Genomic DNA, 22,024 nt, shown 5'->3' on the forward strand with positions numbered 1-22,024 from the left:
GTAAGCGTCCAGGGGGAGCGAGGACGCTAACCGCAATGCCGCCTGAGGGCTGACGGATATATATTTCATCAATATAACTGTGGGGTTAGTGATGTTTAAGCGTTTCTTTATAACAGGTACTGACACTGCCGTCGGGAAGACGGTGGTTTCGCGTGCGCTGCTGCAGGCTCTGGCCGCTGATGGCAAAAGCGTAGCCGGGTATAAACCTGTGGCGAAGGGCAGCAAAGAGACGCCGGACGGATTGCGTAACAAAGACGCGCTGATTTTACAAAGCGTGTCGACGCTGGCGTTACCCTATGATGCTGTCAATCCCATAGCGTTAAGCGAAGATGAAAGTAGCGTGGCGCACAGTGGCCCGATCAACTACGGGCTGCTGACTGACGGCCTGCAGCGCCTGAGCGGTCAGGTTGACCACGTGGTCGTTGAAGGGACCGGCGGCTGGCGCAGCCTGATGAACGATCTGCGTCCGCTTTCCGAATGGGTGGTGCAGGAGCAGCTACCGGTACTGATGGTGGTGGGCATTCAGGAAGGCTGCATCAACCACGCTCTGCTGACCGCCCAGGCCATCGCCAATGACGGCCTGCCGCTTATCGGCTGGGTCGCCAACCGCATTAATCCGGGGCTGGCGCACTACGCTGAAATCATCGACGTATTAAGCAAAAAGCTGCCGGGGCCGCTGATTGGCGAACTGCCCTATCTGCCGCGCCCCGAGCAGCGCGAGCTGAGCCAGTATATTGACCTGGCGCGGCTAGGCGAGGTGATGGCGGTAGATCGAGTCCTGGCGTAGCGTCCGGGAAAGCACCGATGCCAGCACGCTGGCCTTCAACAAACCGGGCAGGAGCGCATATTGCCCGGTCATTTCACAAATCATCAGGGTCGACATAATCGGGGGCATGCCTTGTTGCCGCCAGAAACGTCGCCATTCCAGCCAGACCCAGCATAATTGCCGCTGCAGAGCTATGCCGCCACAGGCCGCTGAAGCTGGCGAACAGCATCCCATTGCCAGCCCGACGAACAGCGTCGGCGTAAACACGCCGCCAGGCGCTTCCGAGCCGCCACCACCGGGGGAGATGGAAAGTTTTTATGTGACGTTGTCACTCATGGGTTGACCATGCCGAGGTCGTCGGCATGGTCATAAGGCTAGCGATACAGCGGTTTATCGGCGACGGCAAGAGTCAGCGCGTTTTGCCATTCCGCCAGCGTTGCCTGGCTTAGCTGACCCAGGGCCTGGTAGAAAGGATGTCCGGCTTCGCTGACGAAAACCTCCAGGAAGCGGCCCGACCAGGGCAGCAGATGCCGGGCCAGCAGCTGCGAAAAGGCCTCGTCCTGCCCGGACTCACATAGCCAGGCGGCCAGCAGCAGAAGGGTGCCGAAACTATCTTCCGGCTCGTTATTCTGCGCGGCGCGGGCGATGCCGTTCAGCCGCATCCACTCCCTGAGCTCCAGCGTCGAGTCGCCAAACAGGACGTTTTCTTTATCCAGCCAGACGGAACCCCACGGCGGCGCCGGCAGGGCCCAGGGGCCGATAAACAGGCGCTGCCACGCCTCGGCTAGCGGCTCGTCGTTTTCTTCAGCGAACCGGGCAACCAGCGTAGCGGGCACCGTATAGGGCCACTGGCTCTGCCAGCTTCCGTCGCGCAGGGCGTTGACCAGCGGGGCGGCCTGCTCGCTCTGCGGGGCAAATGAAAATAGCGAGCCCAGAGTGCGGGCGCTCAGCGCGACTGCGTCGCGGAATGGGGGTTGCATCATGCTCATGTTCCTTACGCGCGAAAAATTAACCGGCAACCGCCGTGCCGACGGTCATATGCAGGCCATAAAACAGCCCGCGGCCAATCAGCTCTCCGGCCAGTACCAGCAGCAGCCCGAGGGATAACCCGCCGATACGCGGGCGGGTACGTCGGATCAGCGGGCACAGCCAGCAGCCCAGGCCAAGAGCCAGCAGCGCGATGCGCCAGATTTGCCAGCTCCCGTACCCGGGAACCAAGGCGTCGGCGCGCTGCACCGGGCTCTGAATATCGCCGAGGCCAAAACCTTGCAGCACGACGATGGCGATGCTGGCCAGCAGCGCCAGAACGCTCAGCGAGGCGAAGACGCGGCCGTCAAACTCCACGTTGGCGGCGCGCAGCAGCAGCGCGGCAAACAGCGGGCCGCAGAGCAGCATGGTCAGAAAAAAGGCGCAGGTGGTATAGCCATTATACCATGTCGGGACGGTATCAATCTGGTAAACCCGGGTCATCGCAAAGACAAAAATGCCCCCCAGCAGCATGCTCGCGGCCAGCCATATCGTGCTCAACGCGACGGGCATTTTTTGCGTTATTGCCAGCAGCCACCACAGGCCGCCGACGGCAAAGAAGAGCATCCCGCTTGCGATTTCGTTACTCAGCGCCGACTCGCCGAGGCGATTGAGCGAATTGAGCGCCCGCAGCGGTGAGCCGAGGTGCAGCGTGGAGGCGAGAAACCCGACCCCCATCAGCAGCCAGATATAAAACATGCTGCGCACCAGGCGCTGCCGGGCCTCGGAGTTATTTTTCAGCGACAGCCAGCCCAGACTGCTCACAATAAGCGCCCCCGCGGCGCATTGCCCCAGCACCGTAAACAGCACCAGCGGCCATTCATGCCATCCGTTTCCCATACTCGTCCTCCTCAGACTTTGGCGATTTCAACCAGGTTGGTGTGCTGCGGATTACCTTTCGCCAGCGGCGACGGACGATGGGTGGTCAGCGTATTAATGCAGGCGCCGCGGTCGATACGATCGCCGAGCATGTTGGCGTCATGCCACGCGCCCTGACCCATTGCCGATACGCCGGGCATAATGCGCGGCGTCACTTTCGCCGGAATGCGCAGCTCGCCGCGCTGGTTAAAGACGCGTACCAGATCGCCGTTTTTAATCCCGCGCGGTTCCGCGTCCAGCGGGTTAATCCACACCTCCTGGCGGCAGGCGGCCTGGAGAATATCGACATTGCCGTAGCTTGAGTGGGTACGTGCCTTATAGTGGAAGCCAAAAAGCTGCAGCGGAAACTGGCTGCGCAGCGGGTCATCCCAGCCTTCAAAGGTGGAGGCGTACATCGGCAGCGGACTGATGGTTTCATCCGCCGCCAGCTGCCAGCTGGCGGCGATGTCGGCCAGCCGGCTGGAGTAGATCTCAATTTTACCGGAAGGCGTCTTGAGCGGATTGGCGAGCGGGTCGCGGCGGAAATCCCGGTAGGCGACAAAATGTCCTGCGGGATCCTTACGCTTATAGATCCCCATTGCTTTGAGTTCGTCGTAGCCGGGCAGCGCGGGGTCTTTCGCCAGCATCAGGGCGTAAAGGTGCTGCAGCCACTGCTCCTGGGTTCGTCCTTCGGTAAACTTTTGCAGGACATCATCGCCAAGGCGTTTTGCCACTTCGCTGAGGATCCAGTAAATCGGTTTTCGCTCAAACTTCGGCGACGTGGCGGGCTGAATAAAGATCAGGTAGCCCATATTACCGGCGTAATCGTTAGGAATAATGTCCTCCTGCTCGACGGTCATCAGGTCCGGAAGCAGGATATCGGCATACTTAGCCGATGAGGTCATAAAGTTATCAATCACCACGATGGTTTCGCACTTTGTCGTGTCCTGCAGAATCTCGTGGGTCCTGTTGATGTCAGAGTGCTGATTGACGAGGGTATTCCCGGCGTAGTTCCACAGGAACTTGATCGGGACGTCCAGATTATCCTTCCCGCGTACGCCGTCGCGCAGGGCGGTCATTTCCGGCCCGCGCTCGATGGCGTCGGTCCAGCTGAAGCAGGAGATGGCGGTTTTCACCGGGTTAGTCAGCACCGGCAGGCGCTCGATGGTGATGGTATAGGTTGATTCACGCGCGCCGCTGCCGCCGCCACTAATCCCGACGTTACCGGTCAGAATCGGCAGCATGGCGATCGCCCTTGCGGTCAGCTCGCCGTTGGCCTGGCGCTGCGGTCCCCAGCCCTGACAAATACAGGCCGGTTTGGTGCTGCCGATTTCTCGCGCCAGCTTGACGATACGATCGACCGGAACGCCGCAAATCAGCGACGCCCAGTGCGGCGTTTTAGCGGTTCCGTCATCACCTTCGCCAAGGATGTAGGCCTTATAATGGCTATTTGCCGGCGCGCCTGCGGGCAGCGTTTTTTCATCGTAGCCCACGCAGCAGGTATCAAGGAACGGCTGGTCGACAAGGTTTTCAGTAATCAGCACCCAGGCGATACCGGCCACCAGCGCCGCATCGGTTCCGGGACGAATGGGTATCCATTCGTCTTCACGCCCGGCGGCGGTATCGATATAGCGCGGATCGATAACGATCATTCTGGCGTTGGAGCGCTCGCGGGCCTGTTCGAGATAATAGGTTATCCCGCCGCCGCTCATGCGGGTTTCCGCCGGGTTATTGCCGAACATCACCACCAGCTTGCTGTTCTCGATGTCGGAGGTGCTGTTGCCTTCGTTGGTGCCGTAGGTGTAGGGCATGGCGCAGGCAATTTGGGCGGTACTGTAGGTTCCGTACTGGTTTAACGAGCCGCCGTAGCAGTTCATCAGGCGGGTCACCGGGGAAGCGGAGGGCGACGAGCGGGTCATATTGCCGCCGACGATCCCGGAAGAGTAGTTGATATAGACCGCCTCGTTACCGTACTCCTTAACGATCCGCTGCAGGCTGCTCGCCAGGGTGTCCAGCGCTTCGTCCCAGCTGATGCGTGCAAACTTTCCTTCGCCGCGTTTACCGACTCGTTTCATCGGATAGTTCAGGCGGTCAGGGTGGTTGATGCGCCGGCGGATAGAGCGGCCGCGCAGACAGGCACGCACCTGATGATCGCCATAAATATCCTGCCCGGTGTTATCGGTCTCAACCCACACCACTTCGTCATCGCGGACGTGCAGACGCAGGGCGCAGCGGCTGCCGCAGTTAACCGAGCAGGCTCCCCACACCACCCGCTCTTCGCCCTGGGCGGCCTGCTGAACGGCCGCCGCCGCGCCGCGCAGGCTAAACGGAAGCGACAGTCCGCCGGCCGCTAATGCCAGTGAACCGATCGCTGAGGATTTTATTAGGGTACGACGGCTGAGGCCGCCATCATATTCCGGATCAGACATTACTCACTCCCTGATTGTTATTATGATGAAATTCCGCCGGTGGCTTAATTCGTGCGGACGGGAGAGTAATAATACTTATATAGAGGTAGGTGGATATTATCCCTGGTCAACCCAGGGATAATATCTTTCACTTGAAGCAGCGGAGAGCTACTGCGCTTCGCTGTCGGTACCGGCGCCGCGGGTATAGGTAATTTTATAGGCGTCGTTGGCGCAATGTCCGACAACCTGGGCGCCGGGCTGGTCAGGCTGGTCGCTGGGGACAATGCTCAGGCTAAAGCCCGTCGCCGGTACGCCGTTATTGATAATTTTCTGCTGAATATCGTTTTTTACGCGTTCGCAGGAATCCGGTGCGGCAAGCGCTGATGTCGAACCCAGCAGCAGAGCCGCGCATAGCCAGGGTGATATTTTCATCATAAACTCCTTATTAACGTCATCCAGATCTAAGCATAGCAGAACTGGTGTAAACAATTGTATTTGCTAATATGATTGCATATGTACACAGAAGGAACCGGGCGTGAACAAACTGTTTTTACTGGTACTGGCGGCCGTGGCGCTCAGCGCCTGCGACAATAAATCCGCGCCGCAGGCTTTTACGCCTGAAATGGCGAGTTTCTCCAACGAATTTGAATTTGATCCGCTGCGTGGCCCGGTGAAAGATTTCAGCCAGACGCTGCTCGATGAACATGATGAAGTGGTGAAACAGGTCAGCGGACGATTATCCAGCGAGGGCTGCTTCGATCTGCTGGCTTTCCAGGATCGCGAAAACAACACCGGCGCGACGCTGCTGCTTGACGCGAACTACTATCTCGATGCGCAAACGCGGGAAAAGCGCCTGCGTCTGCAGGGTAAGTGTCAGCTTGCCGAAATGCCGTCGGCGGGGATGAGCTGGGAAACGGATGATAATGGCTTCGTGGTGACCGCGCGAGGCAAAGAGACCACGGCCAGCTACCGGTACGATGACGAAGGCTATCCGCTAGGCAAAACCACCACCGCCAAAGATCAGCGCTTTACGGTGGTCTCAACGCCGGCGGCCGATCCGCGTAAAAAGCTGGACTACACGGCGGTGAGCACCTTTAACGATCGTGAGCTTGGCAGCGTGCGGCAGACCTGCGACTACGATGGTCACGACAACCCGGTGAAGTGCGAGCTGCAGGTTGTCGATGAAAGCGTGCAGCCGCCGTTAACGCGCCGCTACACCATCAAAAATAGCATCGAATACTACTGAGCGGTTGGCTTCAGCAGCGTCGGGCCCGGCGTGCGGTGTTCGCTGAGATACTGGTGCTGGAACAGGCACATCCGAATGGTATTACGATATTCGCCGTTAATGAAGAACTCGTGAATGAGTTCGCCTTCCACCATAAACCCAAGCTTGCGGTAGATGTGGATCGCTTTTTCATTTTCACTGTCGACGATGAGGTACAGCTTATAGAGGTTGAGTACCGTAAAGCCGTAGTCCATCGCCAGCTTAGCGGCGCGGGTAGCAAGACCTCGCCCCTGATAATCCGGGGAGATAATAATCTGAAACTCGGCGCGGCGGTGGACGTGGTTAATTTCAACCAGCTCGACCAGTCCGGCTTTTTCACCGTCGCACTCAATCACAAACCGGCGTTCGCTCTGATCGTGAATATGCTTGTCATAGAGGTCCGAGAGCTCGACAAAGGCCTCATACGGCTCTTCAAACCAGTAGCGCATGACGCTGGCGTTGTTATCGAGCTGGTGAACAAAACGGAGGTCTTCGCGCTCTAGCGGGCGCAGCTTGACGGTATGAGCGTCAGTCATGGGAGTTCCTGTGCAGCAATGCTGGAGATAATAGTGGATTATGGCGCCCGCAGGCGCCATGCGTGACGGGTTACGGTGCTACCGCGCGGCCGGTGCGGCGATCGAGGCAGCGCAGGGTGTTCGGCTCCCAGTACGCGTTGACGTTCGCGCTTTTCTGGCAGTTATCCTGGGCATCAAAAGCGACGTCGGCCTTATCCCATTCTTTCTCGGTGCGGGTGTTGACCTTATGGCGTAAAGAGCGGGTATCGTTCCACTGCTCTTTTTCCATGGCGGCGTGCTGACGGCTCTGCGCGCTATCGCCGGATTCAATCACCAGCGTGTCAGTTTTGGCAAAAGACGATGCGGTGTAAGCCGCGGCGCTCAGCGCCAGCATGGCGGTCAGGCACCAGCGTTTATTCAGTGTCATTTTCATCACGGTTTCCTTTGAGTGATAAAAAGGGTTAGCCCTTAATATGAGTTTACTACATCTCTTTTCTACGGCATACCCGGCAAAAGGAAGTGGGAGCGGAGCAATTATCGCGTAGAATGGCGCCATTCTCTGCGCTATTTACGTATCTTTAATGCTTAAAACCACGCTGCTCTTTTTTGCGACCGCCCTGTGCGAAATCCTCGGCTGCTATTTACCCTGGCTCTGGATAAAGCGGGGCGCCACGCCGCTGCTGCTGCTCCCCGCCGGGCTCGCGCTGGTTATGTTCGTCTGGCTGCTGACCCTGCACCCGGCGGCGAGCGGGCGCGTTTACGCCGCCTACGGCGGAGTATATGTCTGCACCGCGCTGCTGTGGCTGCGCTTCGTTGACGGCGTTAAGCTCAGCCATTATGACTGGGCCGGCGCCGTTATTGCGCTGTGCGGAATGCTGATTATCGTCGCCGGGTGGGGCCGCGCCTAGCCCAACCGTCAGCTGCGGCGTCGGGCAAACGCCGCGCCGTTCGCGCGGCATTGTGCCCGTTTCCTCCTCTGTTTTCCGCCTTTCTTTCGCAAATGACCGCCGCGTCACGCCCGGGCATTAATGTGATCGATGACATCTTTTTCGATCATCATACTTGTATGGTAGTAGGTCTGGTGATTTAATTTTATTCACTAACCGCAGAGATGTAAGGAATAAAAAAAGATGAAGATCGTTGCCGCTGAAGTTTTCGTCACCTGTCCCGGACGTAACTTTGTCACGCTAAAAATTACGACCGATGACGGGATCGTCGGGCTGGGGGATGCCACCTTAAACGGCCGTGAGCTGTCCGTCGCATCGTACCTGCAGGATCACCTCTGCCCGCAGCTTATCGGCCGCGATGCCCAGCGTATCGAAGATATCTGGCAGTTCTTCTACAAGGGAGCCTACTGGCGCCGCGGCCCGGTGACCATGTCGGCCATCTCCGCCGTCGATATGGCCCTGTGGGATATTAAAGCGAAGGCGGCGGGGATGCCGCTGTATCAGCTGCTGGGCGGGGCATCCCGTGAAGGGGTAATGGTTTACTGCCACACCACGGGCCACTCCATTGACGAAGTTTTGGATGATTATGCCCGCCACAAAGAGATGGGCTTTAAGGCCATCCGCGTGCAGTGCGGTATTCCGGGAATGAAGACCACCTACGGGATGGCAAAAGGTAAAGGGCAGGCCTACGAGCCGGCGACCAAGGGCCTGTGGCCGGAAGAGCAGCTGTGGTCGACGGAGAAGTATCTTGATTTTACCCCGCAGCTGTTCGCCGCCGTGCGCGAAAGATTTGGCTTCAATGAACACCTGTTACATGACATGCACCATCGCCTGACGCCGATCGAAGCCGCGCGCTTTGGCAAGAGCATCGAGGAGTATCGCCTGTTCTGGATGGAGGACCCGACTCCGGCAGAAAACCAGGAGTGCTTCCGCCTGATCCGCCAGCATACCGTGACGCCCATTGCGGTGGGGGAAGTCTTTAACAGCATCTGGGACTGCAAGCAGCTGATAGAGGAGCAGCTGATTGATTATATCCGTACCACCGTGACCCACGCCGGCGGGATCACCGGCATGCGCCGTATCGCCGATTTTGCTTCACTCTATCAGGTGCGCACCGGCTCCCACGGGCCGTCCGACCTGTCGCCAGTCTGTATGGCGGCGGCGCTGCACTTCGACCTGTGGGTACCGAACTTTGGCGTGCAGGAGTACATGGGCTACTCCGAGCAGATGCTCGACGTTTTCCCTCATAGCTGGACGTTCGACAGTGGCTATATGCACCCAGGGGAAAAGCCGGGGCTGGGAATTGAGTTTGACGAGAAGCTGGCGGCGAAATATCCCTACGATCCGGCCTGCCTGCCGGTTGCCCGGTTAGAAGACGGCACATTGTGGAACTGGTAAGGAGAATAAAATGAAAAGTATCGTTATTCGCCAGCCAAATGAGCTGGTTATCGAAGAGCGCACGCTTCCACAGCCTGCCGCAGGGGAAGTTCGGGTCAAAGTGCAGCTGGCGGGAATATGCGGTTCGGATAGCCATATCTATCGCGGCCACAACCCCTTTGCAAAATACCCGCGCGTTATCGGCCATGAGTTTTTCGGCATTATCGATGCCGTCGGCGCCGATGTGGCGGATAAAGCCATAGGTCAGCGGGTGTGCGTGGACCCGGTTATCAGCTGCGGGCACTGCTATCCCTGCTCGGTAGGCAAACCGAACGTCTGCACCTCTTTGGTGGTGCTCGGCGTGCATCGGGACGGCGGCTTCAGCGAGTATGCGGTGGTGCCGGCGAAAAACGCCTGGCGGGTGCCGGACAGCGTTCCGGACAGGTATGCGGTGATGGTTGAACCCTTCACTATCGCCGCCAACGTGACCGGGCAAGTGACGCCGACCGGGCAGGATGTGGCGCTGGTTTACGGCGCCGGCCCGATGGGCTTAACCACCATCCAGGTACTCAAGCAGGTGTACAAAGTCGGCCAGGTCATTGTGGTTGACCGAATCGAAGAGCGTTTGCAGATGGCAAAACGTAACGGCGCGGACCGCGCGATCAATAACGGCGAAGCGTCATTAGCTGAGGTATTACAGGTGAAGCCAACGCTGATTATCGACGCCGCCTGCCACCCGACAATTCTCCAGGAGGCGGTTACGCTGGCGTCGCCGGCGGCCAGAATTGTCCTGATGGGGTTCTCCACTGAACCGTCCCATGTGGCGCAACAGGGTATTACCGGTAAAGAGCTGTCGATATTTTCCTCGCGGCTTAACGCCAATAAATTCCCGGTTGTTCTGCAATGGCTGGAGCAGGGGCTCATTAATCCAGAGATGTTAATTACCCATGCCTTTGACTATCAACAGGTCGCTGAGGCAATTGAGTTATTTGAAAATGACAGGAAGAGCTGCTGTAAGGTTTTATTAACCTTCTGACACTCAATACAACGCCAGACTCTATATCCTACACAATTAGAGATTATAAAGATGACGACAGTAAAGAATGAGAGAACAACCTCCGATCTCATCCGCGCGGCTGTATCCGGCTGGTTAGGCACCGCGCTGGAGTTTATGGATTTCCAGCTTTACTCTTTAGGCGCCGCGCTGGTATTCCATGAAATATTCTTCCCCGAGCAATCCGCGGCGATGGCGCTGATTTTAGCGATGGGGACCTACGGCGCAGGATATGTTGCCCGCATCGTCGGGGCGTTTATTTTCGGCAAAATGGGCGATAGCATCGGCCGGAAGAAAGTGCTTTTTATTACGATCACCATGATGGGCATATGTACGACGCTAATCGGCGTTTTGCCGACCTATGCCCAGGTGGGGATCCTGGCACCGGTGCTGCTGGTTACCCTGCGCGTGATTCAGGGGCTGGGGGCCGGAGCGGAAATATCCGGGGCCGGCACGATGCTGGCAGAATATGCGCCGAAAGGTAAGCGCGGGATTATCTCCTCGCTGGTGGCGATGGGAACCAACTGCGGCACCCTCAGCGCCACGGCTATCTGGGCGGTGATGTTCTTCCTGCTCGACCGCGAGCAGCTGGTGGCGTGGGGCTGGCGCGTTCCGTTCCTTGCCAGCGTGGTGGTGATGATCTTCGCCATCTGGCTGCGTTTAAACCTCAAAGAAAGCCCGGTATTCGAAAAAGTCGCCGAGGGCGGCAGCCGGCAGAGCGCCGCCAGCATCCAGGAGAATACCTTCGGCGCGATGCTGAAGAGTAAATCGTTCTGGCTGGCAACGGGCCTGCGCTTCGGCCAGGCGGGCAACTCGGGGCTGATTCAAACCTTTCTTGCGGGCTATCTGGTGCAAACCCTGCTGTTTGATAAAGCGATCCCAACAGATGCGTTAATGATTAGTTCGGTGATTGGTTTTATCACTATTCCGCTGCTGGGCTGGCTTTCAGATAAGGTAGGGCGGCGCATTCCATATATTATCGTGAATATCTCCGCGATTATTTTAGCCTATCCGATGCTGGCGATTATCATGGATAAAAGCCACAGCGTGAGCACCATTATGGCCTCGTTGGTTGTGATCCATAACGTGGCGGTGCTGGGTCTGTTTGCGCTCGAAAATATTACGATGGCCGAGCTGTTTGGATCGCGCAATCGCTTCACCAGAATGGCTATCTCAAAAGAGATGGGGGGACTGGTTGCCGTTGGCTTCGGCCCGGTGCTGGCGGGTATTCTCTGTAATATGACCGACTCGTGGCTGCCCATCGTGGTGATGCTGGTGAGTTATTCGGTTATCGGCCTGCTTGCCGCATCCCTGATGCCGGAAGTACGCGACCGCGATCTGAGCCTGGCTAACGATGCGGCTGATACTGCCCTGTTGCGTGAAGAACAGAAATCCGGTCAGTATATTTAAATAACAGCCTTTAGTTCGGCGCTATTATTTTCTGGTTTTATATCTGAAAAGTGATTATTGATATTAACCATGGCCTCCCGGTCGTAGAACGCACTTCGCCTAAGGCTAATTTGACCTGTGGGTACCGAACTTTGGCTTCCGGGAGTACAAGCGCTATTCCGAACAGATGCTCGACGTTTTTCCCCGTAGTTAAACCTTAGATAATGGCTGTACGCACCTTAGTGACATCCGGGCTGAGTAATAAGTTTGACGAGTGCTGAGGGAAAAATACCCGCCCGACCCGGACTGTCTACCGATTACCCGGATAGGAGACGGCACCTTGGGAAACGGGTAAGCATAATGTGTACGCACGAAAGATGTTGATTAACCCAATACCCTATAAAAGGTAAAAAAAACCTATGGTTAGTTCAGTCGAAGTTAAAAGTGGTGCAGGTAATAAAACTATTATTCGCCGAGTAGCCAGTGCATCTGCAATTGGGACCGCTGCAGAATATTATGACTTTTTTGCATACGGAACGGCAGCGGTACTCTTTTTTGGACATCTATTTTTCCCAAGTGACGATCCTTTAATTAGTACTCTTGCAGCTTTTGCAACATATGCAGTTGGTTTCTTAGCGCGGCCATTAGGTGGAATTGTTTTTGGTCATATCGGCGATAAGGTTGGCCGTAAAAAAGCGCTGGTGATTACAATATTAATTGTAGGGTTAGGTACGTTTTGTATTGGGCTGTTACCGACGTATGAAAAAATTGGTATTTGGGCTCCAGCATTGCTTATCTTTATTCGTGTGTTACAAGGCTTTGGTGTTGGCGGTGAGCAGGCCGGTGCGGTATTGATGACAGCTGAATATTCTGAACCAAAGCATCGTGGATTCTTCTCCAGTTGGGTTCAAATCGGTGCACCAGTTGGTTTTCTGCTTCCATTAGCTCTGTTTGCTTTATTGAATGCCACGCTCTCTCCAGAGGCGATGATGGACTACGGGTGGCGTATACCGTTCCTGTTAAGTCTGCTACTGGTTATTGTAGGGTTGTTTATTCGTTTAAAAATTGATGAATCGCCAGTGTTCGCTCAAATTCGTGAGACCAAGGCTGAAGAATCTCGCCCATTGGTTGAAGTTATTCGTGATTTCCCCGGAATTGTTGTAAAGGGAGTGTGCGCAAAATTGATCGAAGCGTGTACATTTGCGATGTTTACAGTCATTGTTTTGGCCTATGGTAAGGCAAATAATCTCGATGCTAATATTTTGATGGAAGCAATGATTGTTGCTGTAATAATAGAAATTATTGCAATACCGCTGATGGGATCGCTATGTGATAAAATCGGGCGCAAACCAGTTTATATTATTGGGGCGTTGATTCAAGTTATTATGATTGTTCCATTCTTCCTTGCTATTAATCAGGATAGTTTCTGGCTTACTCAGTTAGTGATGATTTTGGTTCTGAGCGTAGGGCACAGTATGTGTTATGCCCCACAGGCATCATATTTCCCTGAACTGTTCCCGACCCATATTCGTTGTAGCGGTATTGCATTGATTTGGCAGATGGGATCTCTTATTGGTAGCGGGATCCTTGGCCTGGTGGCGGTGAAGATTCTGCAAGTTACAGGTGGCCATTATTACGGACTTGCAACCTACGTCATTGTTTTGGGTGTTATCTCAATAATTGGCTTGCTGATGATGCCAGAAACTGCACCACAGCGGCTCAAGCGTGAATACCAGCAGTGGCAAAAACACTAACAATCCCTGGCGGCTTCAATGCCGCCAAAACCTCTCCGTGTGGTACATAACTTCAAAATGATGTCATACCAATACTGCAAAACTTAATTCAAATCAAAACATACAACCATACAGGCGTTACTCTGAGACAGTCCTGATTTCATTTATAAGTAGGTTATATAATGCAAAACAAGCTATTGGCGGCAAAGGCTGCACTTCCTGACTACGATCGTACAAAACTGATTTCCCGTATTGTGCACCTCGGTTTCGGCGCCTTTCACCGCGCGCACCAGGCGGTTTATGCCGATATTCTGGCCGCGGAACATGGCAGCGACTGGGGATATACCGAAGTAAACCTGATTGGCGGCGAGCAGCAAATTGCCGATTTGCAACAGCAGGACCTGCTGTATACCGTCGCCGAAATGTCGGCGGATGCCTGGACGGCGCGGGTGGTTGGCGTCGTTAAGCAGGCGATGCACGCCCAGGTCGAGGGGCTGGAAAGCGTGCTGGCAAAAATGTGTGAGCCGCAGGTGGCGATTGTTTCGCTGACCATCACGGAAAAGGGCTACTGTCATTCGCCGGCCACCGGTGAGCTGCAGCTGGATCATCCGCTGATTGTCGCCGATGTCCAAAACCCGCATCAGCCGAAGTCTGCGCCCGGCGTTATTGTTGAAGCGCTGGCGCGGCGTAAAGCCGCCGGTTTACCGGCATTCAGCGTGATGTCCTGTGACAATATGCCGGAAAACGGCCACGTATTGCGCAACGTCGTCTGCGCCCTGGCGCGGGCGATTGATGGCGAGCTTGCCGACTGGATCGCCGCTAACGTGACCTTCCCGTCAACGATGGTCGATCGTATTGTTCCTGCGGTGACCCCCGCGACCCTGGATAAAATCGAACAGCTGACCGGCGTGCGCGATCCGGCCGGCGTCGCCTGCGAACCGTTCCGCCAGTGGGTGATTGAAGATAATTTCGTCGCCGGTCGCCCGGAATGGGAAAAGGCCGGCGCGGAGCTGGTGGCGGACGTTGTGCCGTTTGAAGAGATGAAGCTGCGCATGCTCAACGGCAGCCACTCTTTCCTTGCCTACCTCGGCTACCTGGCCGGATATCAGCACATTAACGACTGTATGCAGGACCAAAACTATCGTCGCGCCGCCCGCAGCCTGATGCTGGATGAACAGGCGCCGACGCTGAAAGTGCAGGGCGTTGACCTGGCTCGCTACGCCGGGCTGCTGATCGATCGTTATAGCAATCCGGCGCTTCAGCACCGGACGTGGCAGATTGCGATGGACGGTAGCCAGAAGCTGCCGCAGAGGATGCTGGATTCGGTACGCTGGCATCTGGCGCAGCAGAGCGACTTTAGCCTGCTGGCGCTGGGCGTGGCCGGCTGGATGCGCTACGTCAGCGGCGTCGACGACCGGGGAGAGGCGATTGAGATTTGCGACCCGCTGCTGCCGGTGATCCAGCAGGCAGTGCGCGAGAGCGCCGATGGCGAAGCGCGGGTGAACGCGCTGCTCGGCATCGAGGCGATTTTCGGCGCCAGCCTGGCGCTGGATGCGCGCTTTGTCGACGCGGTGACTCAGGCCTATCTTTCGCTGCAGCGTCAGGGAGCTAAAGCGACCGTTGCGGCCTGGGCGCTGGCGCAGTAACCGCTCTTCAATGCCGCCGGCTCCGGCGGCATTAACGCTGCTACGGGTAATAGAGCCGGCCGGCGCCTCTTACCCGTACGTAATTCTGCCGATCTTCACTCTTTCTGCAATAAATATGATCGAGACCATTGAATATACATAACTATAGCTATCCATAACTAAATAAATATAATTTGCATCTGTTTTAATGGATTAAATATTTATTCGGCGGATTGTTTGTTCTCCATTTAGGATAGTTATGTCATAGTGAGGCTACTGAAATACACTTCCTCGGGAAAAAGGAGAGCGGGCTATGTACAAAAAAATTTTATTGCCTGTAGATGTTTTTGAAATGGATTTAAGCGATAAGGCCGTACGTCACGCTGAATTTTTAGCATCAGCGGAAAACGGCGAAATTACGTTATTAAACGTTCTGCCAAACAGCAGTCGCTCTATTTTGCGCGGTTTTGCGGCAGATATTCATAAATTCGAAGCGTTTATGAAAGAGGAGTCTGAGAAGAAAATGAAGACCTTGTCGCGTCTGTTTTCAATTCCGCCAGAGCGTCTTCATACCCGGGTCGTGTTTGGCAACGTGCGTGATGAAATATTAGCTATCAGCAATAGCGATGAGTATGACGTGATTGTTGTCGGCTCGCGCAAACCGGGTATTTCCACCCATCTGCTGGGCTCTAACGCCGAGTCTATTTTACGCTACGCTAAAATACCGGTGCTGGTGGTTCGATAACGGCCCGGTCTGCATCTTTCGCGGCAGGAGAGTGCGCCTGCCGCTAGCGCAACTACTCCTCGCTAAACCAGTCGCGGTTTTCCTGGCGAATTAATAGTACCGACTCGCTTATTTCGTGCAGGTGCAGATGCATCGCCGCGTCTACCGCGTCGGCATCGCGATTTTCCAGCGCCTTGAATATTTGGTGATGCTGACGCAGCAGCATTTCCGGCGAGCTGATGTGATCGAGACTCATATAGCGCACCCGGTCAATCGTCGCCTTAATATTCTCCACGGTGTCCCAGGCAAGCTGGCAGTCGGCAATGAGCGACAGCTTCTGATGAAACTCATCGTCCAGCTGGAAGAAATCATTGAGCTGCTGGCGTTCAACCGCCGTGCGCTGCTGATTAAGATTTTGCTCAAGCTGATAAATTTGCTCGCTGTTCACCATTCCCGCCGCCCGACGAACCACCGCGCACTCGATGGCCTGGCGCACGAAGCAGCCGTTGCGGACCTGCGAAAGGGATATTTTATTGACGTAGCTGCCGCGCTGGGGGCGAATTTGGATCAGACCATTTTCCGCCAGCTTAATAAACGCCTCGCGCACCGGCTGACGGGAAACGTCAAAGCGCACGGAGACTTCCTTTTCAGACAGCGGCGTGCCGGGTGGGATCAGACAATGGACGATATCCCGGCGAAGGATCCGATAAATTTGCTGATTTACAGGCTGTGTTGGATTGAGCTGTGATTCTGCGGCCATTGATGATTACTTTTTAATGGATTATGTGCGCTATTTTACGCGTTTTTTGCCTTTGCGCCCATACCCGGCCCGCAGGCCGGGCAACGGGATTAGCCCTGGCGGTGCACGCTTAGGCCGGCGAAGCTTTGGCTGACCGGCATCATTTCCAGCGTGTTGATATTGACGTGCTGGGGCAGGTTGGCGACCCACCACACGGCTTCCGTCACGTCATCCGGCGTCAGCGCCTGGGTATTTTCATAGGCTTTACCGGCTTTGGCGTCGTCGCCTTTAAAGCGGACGTTGGAAAACTCGGTCCCGCCCACCAGCCCAGGCTCGATGTCGGTTACGCGAATCGCCGTGCCGTGCAGGTCGGTACGCAGGTTGAGGCTAAACTGGCGAACGAAGGCCTTGGTCGCCCCGTAGACGTTACCGCCCGCATAGGGCCAACGGCCGGCGGTTGAACCGATATTGATAATATGACCGCGGTTGCGCTCAACCATTCCCGGCAGCACGGCGCGGGTCATATAGACCAGCCCTTTGTTGTTGGTATCGATCATATCTTCCCAGTCCTCAACGCTGGCCTTGTGCGCAGGCTCCAGCCCCAGCGCCAGACCGGCGTTATTGACCAGCACGTCGATGGCCTGCCATTCCGCGGGCAGACCGGCGATCATCTCTTCGATGGCCGCGCGATTACGCACGTCGAGCCGGGCGGTGTAAATGCCGTCGCCGAGCTCATCTTTCAGCGTTTGCAGACGTTCGTCACGACGTCCGGTGGCGATCACTTTATGACCATTCGCGACAAAGCGGCGGGTCATGCTTTCACCAAAACCTGCTGTTGCTCCGGTAACCAGGATAATCATCTTACTGTTCCTCAACGCTTTTGTGTCGTCATACCATAGCATGCGTTAACGAGGACCGGTAACGGAAATCATTGCGCCTGATGCGGTTAGCGACGATGAAAAATGAGGCGCGGCCAGGCGCCTCCGCGATAAATGATTGCGGTCAATCAATGAGTTGCCTAATCTAACCTGATGCCCGCTGCCTGGAGATAATAATGTCGGAAAATAACCCCTTTTTAAGCGTCAGCCTGCTGCCTTATCAGGCGCCGCATTTCGATCTGATCAAGGATGAACACTACCGTCCGGCCTTCGATGAAGGGATGCGGCGCCAGCGCGAAGAGATTGCCGCGATAGTGAATAATCCGGCGCCCGCGGATTTTGCCAATACGCTGGTGGCGCTGGAGCTGAGCGGACAGCTGCTGTCGCGCGTGACCCGGGTCTTTTTTGCGATGGCCGGGGCGCATACCAATCCGCTTCTGCAGCAGCTTGACGAGCAGTTTTCCGCCGAGCTTGCGCAGGCAGGCAACGATATCTGGCTTAACACGGCGCTGTTTGAACGCGTGAAACGCGTGTGGGAGGAGCGCGATAATCTGCGCATTGATGCAGAATCCCGGCGCCTGCTGGAGGTCACCTGGCAGCGGTTTATGCTGGCGGGGGCGCGGTTAGCGGAGGAGCAAAAATCGGTGCTGCGGGGGCTGAATACCCAGGCCGCAGCGCTACAGAGCCAGTTCCAGCAGCGGCTCCTGAGCGCGGCAAAATCCGGCGGGCTGGTGATTGATTATCTGCACCAGCTGGACGGGCTCAGCGCGGAGGAGATTAGCGAGGCCGCAAACGCGGCTGCTGAAAAGGGCCTCCGCGATTGCTGGCTGCTGCCGCTGCTCAACACCACCCAGCAGCCGGCGCTGCTCTCACTGCGCAGTCGCCAGACCCGTGAGAACCTCTTTGCCGCAGGCTGGACGCGCAATCAGAAGGGGGATGCTAACGATACCCGCGAACTGCTGCTGCGGCTGGTGGCGATCCGGGCGCAGAAAGCGGAGCTGCTGGGGGCCGCTGACTATGCCAGCTGGTCAATGGCCGATCAGATGGCGGGCGCGCCCGAGCAGGCCTTGGCGTTTATGCGCCGAATTGCTCCGGCGGCGCGCGCCAGAGCGGAGCAGGAGCTGGCGGATATTCAGCAGGTTATTGATGATGAAGGCGAGAATTTCACCGCCGCCGCCTGGGACTGGCCCTATTATGCCGAACAGGTGCGGCGCGCCAGGTTTGCTATCGATGAGGCGCAGCTCAGGCCCTATTTTGCCCTCGATCGCGTGCTGCAGGATGGCGTATTCTGGGCCGCATCGCAGCTGTTTGGTCTGCGCTTCGTCGAGCGTTTCGATATTCCGCTCTATCATCCGGATGTGCGGGTGTGGGAAATTTTCGACGCTAACGGCGCCGGTATTGCGCTATTTTACGGCGACTATTACGCGCGAGATTCGAAAAGCGGCGGCGCGTGGATGGACGTATTCGTTGAGCAATCCACGCTGCTGAAGCAGCAGCCGGTTATCTACAACGTCTGTAACTATCAAAAGCCCGCTGCGGGCCACAGCGCGCTCCTGTCGTGGGATGAAACCATCACCTTATTCCACGAATTCGGCCACGCGCTGCACGGGCTGTTCGCCAGCCAGCGCTATGCCAGCCTGTCGGGAACCAATACGCCGCGTGATTTTGTCGAGTTTCCGTCGCAAATCTTTGAGCACTGGGCCAGCGAGCCGCAGGTATTCGCCCGCTACGCGCGCCATTATCAAACCGGCGAAGCGATGCCCGACGCGCTGCGTGAGAGCATGTACCGTGCGGCGAAGTTTAACAAAGGCTACGACATGAGCGAACTGCTGGCGGCGGCGATGCTGGATATGCACTGGCATAGCCTGTCGTCGGCGAACGTCCCGCAGGATGTTGATGCGTTTGAGGCTGCGGCCCTGCGCGCGGAGCGTTGCGATCTTGCCGCCGTACCGCCGCGCTATCGCAGCAGCTTCTTTTCACATATTTTCGGCGGCGGCTACGCCGCGGGCTATTACGCCTATCTGTGGACGCAGATGCTGGCGGACGACGGCTATCAGTGGTTTGTTGAACAGGGCGGCCTGACCCGCGAAAACGGCCAGCGCTTCCGCGAGGCTATTTTGTCGCGCGGCAACAGCACTGATTTAGCTGAACTGTATCGCCAGTGGCGCGGGCACGATCCAAAGATTGAACCGATGCTGGCGAATCGCGGGTTGAGTGCCTAGGGCCACCGGGAATCCTTCAACCGTCCATCATTGCACTGTTAAGGTGCAATGATGCGCACCCCGAACCGTTCGCAGATCGTCAAGGGAACGCAGTAAGTCAATTCATCGCTCCAAACCCCGCAGCCATTCTCTGGGGGGTTATTGTCTAAATGACGTACGGAGCAATCTTATCGGCAGGGCGAAAAACAGGATTGTTCTAGCCCCATTTCTCTGTGGGCGGGGCGTTGAGTTTTTCTTTCATATATTCGTATAACTCTGCGTTTTCCGCCCAGCGGAGCAGCGTCTGCTCATCGATATCTATTCGATTCGGATGTAGTCCCACGTACCGAAAGTAGCTGCTGTTGTTTGCATATGCAGGCGGCGGGGGGCCAAGCGGGTCGCACCAACATAGTCGCCCCAGTTTCAGCAACGTCATTAGCCCTTGTTCGCTCGGGGAAATTTTCCGAAACATCATCACCTCCTGCCATTTGCATCTTAGTAAGAGGTGATTTTGCAAAATACTTGCCATATTCAGAGTGGCGCTACAGGGCGACAATGAGTTCATTTGAATACGGGAATGAGGGCATAAATTTCGATCCCTCTAATAATACGCCATGTTATCCTGCTAAAAGACCGCAGGAGGTGTGTGGTTATGTTAAAAGAAAATGTGTTTTTTATGCGAATGCGACCTCAAATTATTAACGTGATAGGGACTGCGGTAGTGCAGCTAGTGGAGGAAAAGGCCGATATATCGAAGGAATCTATCGCCGAGAAGATTAAGGGGACGTGGCAGGAAGATGATATAGGTTTAGCGGTGGAGTTAGCGGTTTATATGCTGACCATCTCGAAAAGGTAGAAGGAGGGGGGAATGCGCGTCGGTTAGCCTAAGCCTTGCCTGTGGGAAGAATACGATGATGGGTAGAGACTTTAATTAAATCTGTTTGATTCATGAATGCCGCCTCAGCGGCATTCTTATCGTTAGTGGAAACCGATGCGAATCAGTTCAACGGGTTCAAACTGGCCTTCACAGCCTTCCACTTCGACGGTTTTACCGCGGCGCAACTGGGCTGGAGTTAACCCATTAGAATGTATGGCAACGATCTTACCTGTTCTACGAGTCCCATTAATCATAACCCGGCTGCCATTGGTAATAGGGTTACGATTACGATCATAAGTGATCATGGTTATTTCTCCTCTTAATGTCTGGGTATAAAAAATCCGCTTAACAATCAGGTCCGTAGTTAACAAGCGGATGTAATACAAATACACCTTTGACATAAATATTTTTTGTTTTTGATCAATGTCACACTTTTTTCTCCGTTTCCCGGTGAGTGGCTTGACCTGCCGGTGACCCGTGCGCCCAGCGTATGACGGCTAAAAATCGCTATCATTTCAATCCGCTACGGCGCGTTTCTTATGCGACAATCCCGTGAAATAGATTGACGAAATTATTATCTACTGGATAATTTTACTATGTGGTGAATCCCCCTATGCGGAGGGGCGTACTGACCAGGTAATGTCGCAGAAGGTATTGCCAGCTGATGATAACGCGGGTCATAGTCGGTCAGACAAAGGCTCACCGGGAGGCACCACAGCATTTCTGTAATATTTTATCCCAATGGAAGGGTTGAAAATGATTAAGTTTAATATATTTGCACTGGCTATTTTCCTGCTATCTGGGTGTAGTTCTGATATTGCGATCGCTCCAGCGACAAAGCCTGTTTACAAGCCAATGCCTGAAATAACCCAGTCGGTGACGCCATCGCAACAGCGCGCGATTATGGCTGGTGAGCGGCCTGACTGGTCAGAAAGAACGCCGATCAATACAATGAAGCGATATTAATCGACTCTTATTAGTTTAAGGCTGCCCTGCGGCAGCTTTTTTATTTGTGTCGACAGAACGATATTCATTCTATGGTTGGAAAAGATGTTTCTTCAGGGGCTATTGTGTGGAGCGCTGACGTTGACATTCGCATCCGCTGAAGAGGACGAGCGTGTCGATCGCCCGAAGGGGGCCGCAGCCGGGCGCCCGGCGATACCGGTGATAAGGCTGACCAGTTGGAGGGGACGTCCGAATAAGCCGATCCTGACCCAAAATAAGGTATCGCGCTTGAGCCTTCTGTTTACTGAAGCCTGAGAGCGGACTCAAACTTCAGCTGGCGGGTCATCAATCAATTATTTGATTGGTTTACTTTCAGAAGGAAGGAAAATATTGCCGCAGTAGGGGCAGATTAACGTTATATCGTTTTTAATTCTCGACAGGCTATGCGTTGACTGGCGAGAGCAGTGGGGGCAGGTACTTTTTAACGGTCGTAATGTACGTACCTTATCTTTGAGAATAGACATGATATTTGTCCTGGTGAGCGGTTACTAACCATATACCATTGGAGAGAAAATAGCTTGCTTTATAACCACCGATCTTTCGCGGTTACTTAAACCTTAAATGTGCAGTACGGCAGCGAAGAACCGATTCCCTATAGATGTAATGTAATAAAAAATAAAGGCTTACATGACTTTCCA

Annotated in this window: 22 protein-coding genes and 1 pseudogene; 12 read left to right on the forward strand and 11 right to left on the reverse strand. The window is 55.3% G+C overall.

All coding sequences use genetic code 11. The annotated features are described in order from the left end of the window. Positions 1-91: 91 nt before the first annotated feature. Positions 92-787, forward strand: a complete 696-nt coding sequence (gene bioD, locus GO007_RS20725; protein ID WP_095103253.1) for a dethiobiotin synthase — start codon at positions 92-94, stop codon at positions 785-787. On the opposite strand, the pseudogene GO007_RS20730 reads toward bioD, so the two are convergent. The 5 genes and pseudogenes from GO007_RS20730 to GO007_RS20750 form a co-directional block, all read right to left on the reverse strand. After that, positions 749-1,054: pseudogene (locus GO007_RS20730) on the reverse strand (chloride channel protein); the annotation flags it as partial. The gene bioD and the pseudogene GO007_RS20730 sit on opposite strands and share 39 nt — an antisense overlap. Before the next feature lie 86 nt (positions 1,055-1,140). Further along, positions 1,141-1,749, reverse strand: a complete 609-nt coding sequence (gene dmsD, locus GO007_RS20735; protein WP_095103254.1) for a Tat proofreading chaperone DmsD — start codon at positions 1,747-1,749, stop codon at positions 1,141-1,143. Positions 1,750-1,774: 25 nt separating this feature from the next. Then, complete coding sequence (locus GO007_RS20740; RefSeq protein WP_095103256.1) at positions 1,775-2,632, reverse strand: DmsC/YnfH family molybdoenzyme membrane anchor subunit; 858 nt, start codon at positions 2,630-2,632, stop codon at positions 1,775-1,777. An 11-nt stretch (positions 2,633-2,643) separates the two neighbouring features. Next, a complete protein-coding gene (gene ynfE, locus GO007_RS20745) occupies positions 2,644-5,079 on the reverse strand; it encodes a selenate/tellurate reductase subunit YnfE (RefSeq protein ID WP_095103257.1) in 2,436 nt (811 codons plus the stop codon). A gap of 147 nt (positions 5,080-5,226) precedes the next feature. Next, positions 5,227-5,490, reverse strand: a complete 264-nt coding sequence (locus GO007_RS20750) for a DUF1161 domain-containing protein (protein WP_095103258.1) — start codon at positions 5,488-5,490, stop codon at positions 5,227-5,229. A gap of 103 nt (positions 5,491-5,593) precedes the next feature. On the opposite strand from GO007_RS20750, the gene GO007_RS20755 reads away from it, so the two are divergent. Beyond that, positions 5,594-6,304, forward strand: coding sequence for a YnfC family lipoprotein (locus GO007_RS20755; protein WP_095103260.1), 711 nt, complete (start codon positions 5,594-5,596; stop codon positions 6,302-6,304). Here GO007_RS20755 and speG read toward each other — a convergent pair. Beyond that, positions 6,298-6,858 carry a spermidine N1-acetyltransferase gene (speG, locus tag GO007_RS20760; protein ID WP_095103262.1) on the reverse strand — a complete coding sequence of 187 codons (561 nt, stop codon included), beginning with the start codon at positions 6,856-6,858 and terminating at the stop codon, positions 6,298-6,300. The two genes, GO007_RS20755 and speG, sit on opposite strands and share 7 nt — an antisense overlap. Before the next feature lie 70 nt (positions 6,859-6,928). Then, positions 6,929-7,270, reverse strand: coding sequence for a DUF1283 family protein (locus GO007_RS20765; protein WP_095103264.1), 342 nt, complete (start codon positions 7,268-7,270; stop codon positions 6,929-6,931). Between the two features lie 148 nt (positions 7,271-7,418). On the opposite strand from GO007_RS20765, the gene GO007_RS20770 reads away from it, so the two are divergent. From GO007_RS20770 to GO007_RS20800, 7 genes are all read left to right on the forward strand, one after another. After that, entirely contained in the window at positions 7,419-7,745 is a 327-nt protein-coding gene (locus GO007_RS20770; RefSeq protein WP_095103266.1) for a YnfA family protein, read from the forward strand. 222 nt (positions 7,746-7,967) lie between these two features. Continuing rightward, a complete protein-coding gene (gene manD / locus GO007_RS20775) occupies positions 7,968-9,182 on the forward strand; it encodes a D-mannonate dehydratase ManD (protein WP_095103268.1) in 1,215 nt (404 codons plus the stop codon). Positions 9,183-9,192: 10 nt separating this feature from the next. Beyond that, positions 9,193-10,197 carry a Zn-dependent oxidoreductase gene (locus tag GO007_RS20780; protein WP_095103270.1) on the forward strand — a complete coding sequence of 335 codons (1,005 nt, stop codon included), beginning with the start codon at positions 9,193-9,195 and terminating at the stop codon, positions 10,195-10,197. A gap of 51 nt (positions 10,198-10,248) precedes the next feature. Next, positions 10,249-11,625, forward strand: coding sequence for an MFS transporter (locus GO007_RS20785; protein ID WP_095103273.1), 1,377 nt, complete (start codon positions 10,249-10,251; stop codon positions 11,623-11,625). A 398-nt stretch (positions 11,626-12,023) separates the two neighbouring features. After that, entirely contained in the window at positions 12,024-13,358 is a 1,335-nt protein-coding gene (locus GO007_RS20790; protein WP_095103275.1) for an MFS transporter, read from the forward strand. A gap of 161 nt (positions 13,359-13,519) precedes the next feature. After that, the gene (locus GO007_RS20795; protein ID WP_095103277.1) at positions 13,520-14,983 is read left to right on the forward strand and encodes a mannitol dehydrogenase family protein; all 1,464 of its coding nucleotides are present in this window, start codon (positions 13,520-13,522) and stop codon (positions 14,981-14,983) included. A 292-nt stretch (positions 14,984-15,275) separates the two neighbouring features. Next, positions 15,276-15,707, forward strand: coding sequence for a universal stress protein (locus GO007_RS20800; RefSeq protein ID WP_041145735.1), 432 nt, complete (start codon positions 15,276-15,278; stop codon positions 15,705-15,707). A gap of 52 nt (positions 15,708-15,759) precedes the next feature. On the opposite strand, the gene GO007_RS20805 is transcribed toward GO007_RS20800, so the two are convergent. Then, positions 15,760-16,446: a GntR family transcriptional regulator gene (locus GO007_RS20805; RefSeq protein WP_041145734.1), complete on the reverse strand. Its 687-nt coding sequence runs from the start codon at positions 16,444-16,446 to the stop codon at positions 15,760-15,762. 89 nt (positions 16,447-16,535) lie between these two features. After that, positions 16,536-17,285: a bifunctional NADP-dependent 3-hydroxy acid dehydrogenase/3-hydroxypropionate dehydrogenase YdfG gene (gene ydfG / locus GO007_RS20810; protein ID WP_095103279.1), complete on the reverse strand. Its 750-nt coding sequence runs from the start codon at positions 17,283-17,285 to the stop codon at positions 16,536-16,538. A gap of 194 nt (positions 17,286-17,479) precedes the next feature. On the opposite strand from ydfG, the gene dcp reads away from it, so the two are divergent. Both dcp and GO007_RS20820 read left to right on the forward strand, forming a co-directional pair. Next, the gene (gene dcp / locus GO007_RS20815) at positions 17,480-19,525 is read left to right on the forward strand and encodes a peptidyl-dipeptidase Dcp (protein WP_095103281.1); all 2,046 of its coding nucleotides are present in this window, start codon (positions 17,480-17,482) and stop codon (positions 19,523-19,525) included. 631 nt (positions 19,526-20,156) lie between these two features. After that, a complete protein-coding gene (locus GO007_RS20820; protein WP_095103286.1) occupies positions 20,157-20,360 on the forward strand; it encodes a hypothetical protein in 204 nt (67 codons plus the stop codon). A 122-nt stretch (positions 20,361-20,482) separates the two neighbouring features. Here GO007_RS20820 and ydfZ read toward each other — a convergent pair whose 3' ends face one another. After that, the gene (gene ydfZ, locus GO007_RS20825; protein ID WP_095103288.1) at positions 20,483-20,686 is read right to left on the reverse strand and encodes a putative selenium delivery protein YdfZ; all 204 of its coding nucleotides are present in this window, start codon (positions 20,684-20,686) and stop codon (positions 20,483-20,485) included. A gap of 451 nt (positions 20,687-21,137) precedes the next feature. On the opposite strand from ydfZ, the gene GO007_RS20830 reads away from it, so the two are divergent. After that, positions 21,138-21,347, forward strand: coding sequence for a hypothetical protein (locus GO007_RS20830; protein WP_095103290.1), 210 nt, complete (start codon positions 21,138-21,140; stop codon positions 21,345-21,347). Positions 21,348-21,679: 332 nt separating this feature from the next. Here the strand turns inward: GO007_RS20830 and GO007_RS29610 are convergent, their stop codons facing one another. Continuing rightward, the gene (locus tag GO007_RS29610; RefSeq protein ID WP_223261804.1) at positions 21,680-21,850 is read right to left on the reverse strand and encodes a YnfU family zinc-binding protein; all 171 of its coding nucleotides are present in this window, start codon (positions 21,848-21,850) and stop codon (positions 21,680-21,682) included. Between the last annotated feature and the right edge of the window lie 174 nt (positions 21,851-22,024).

It is taken from the genome of Klebsiella sp. 10-1, assembly GCF_009758445.1.
In the GTDB taxonomy this organism is placed as follows: domain Bacteria; phylum Pseudomonadota; class Gammaproteobacteria; order Enterobacterales; family Enterobacteriaceae; genus Klebsiella; species Klebsiella scottii.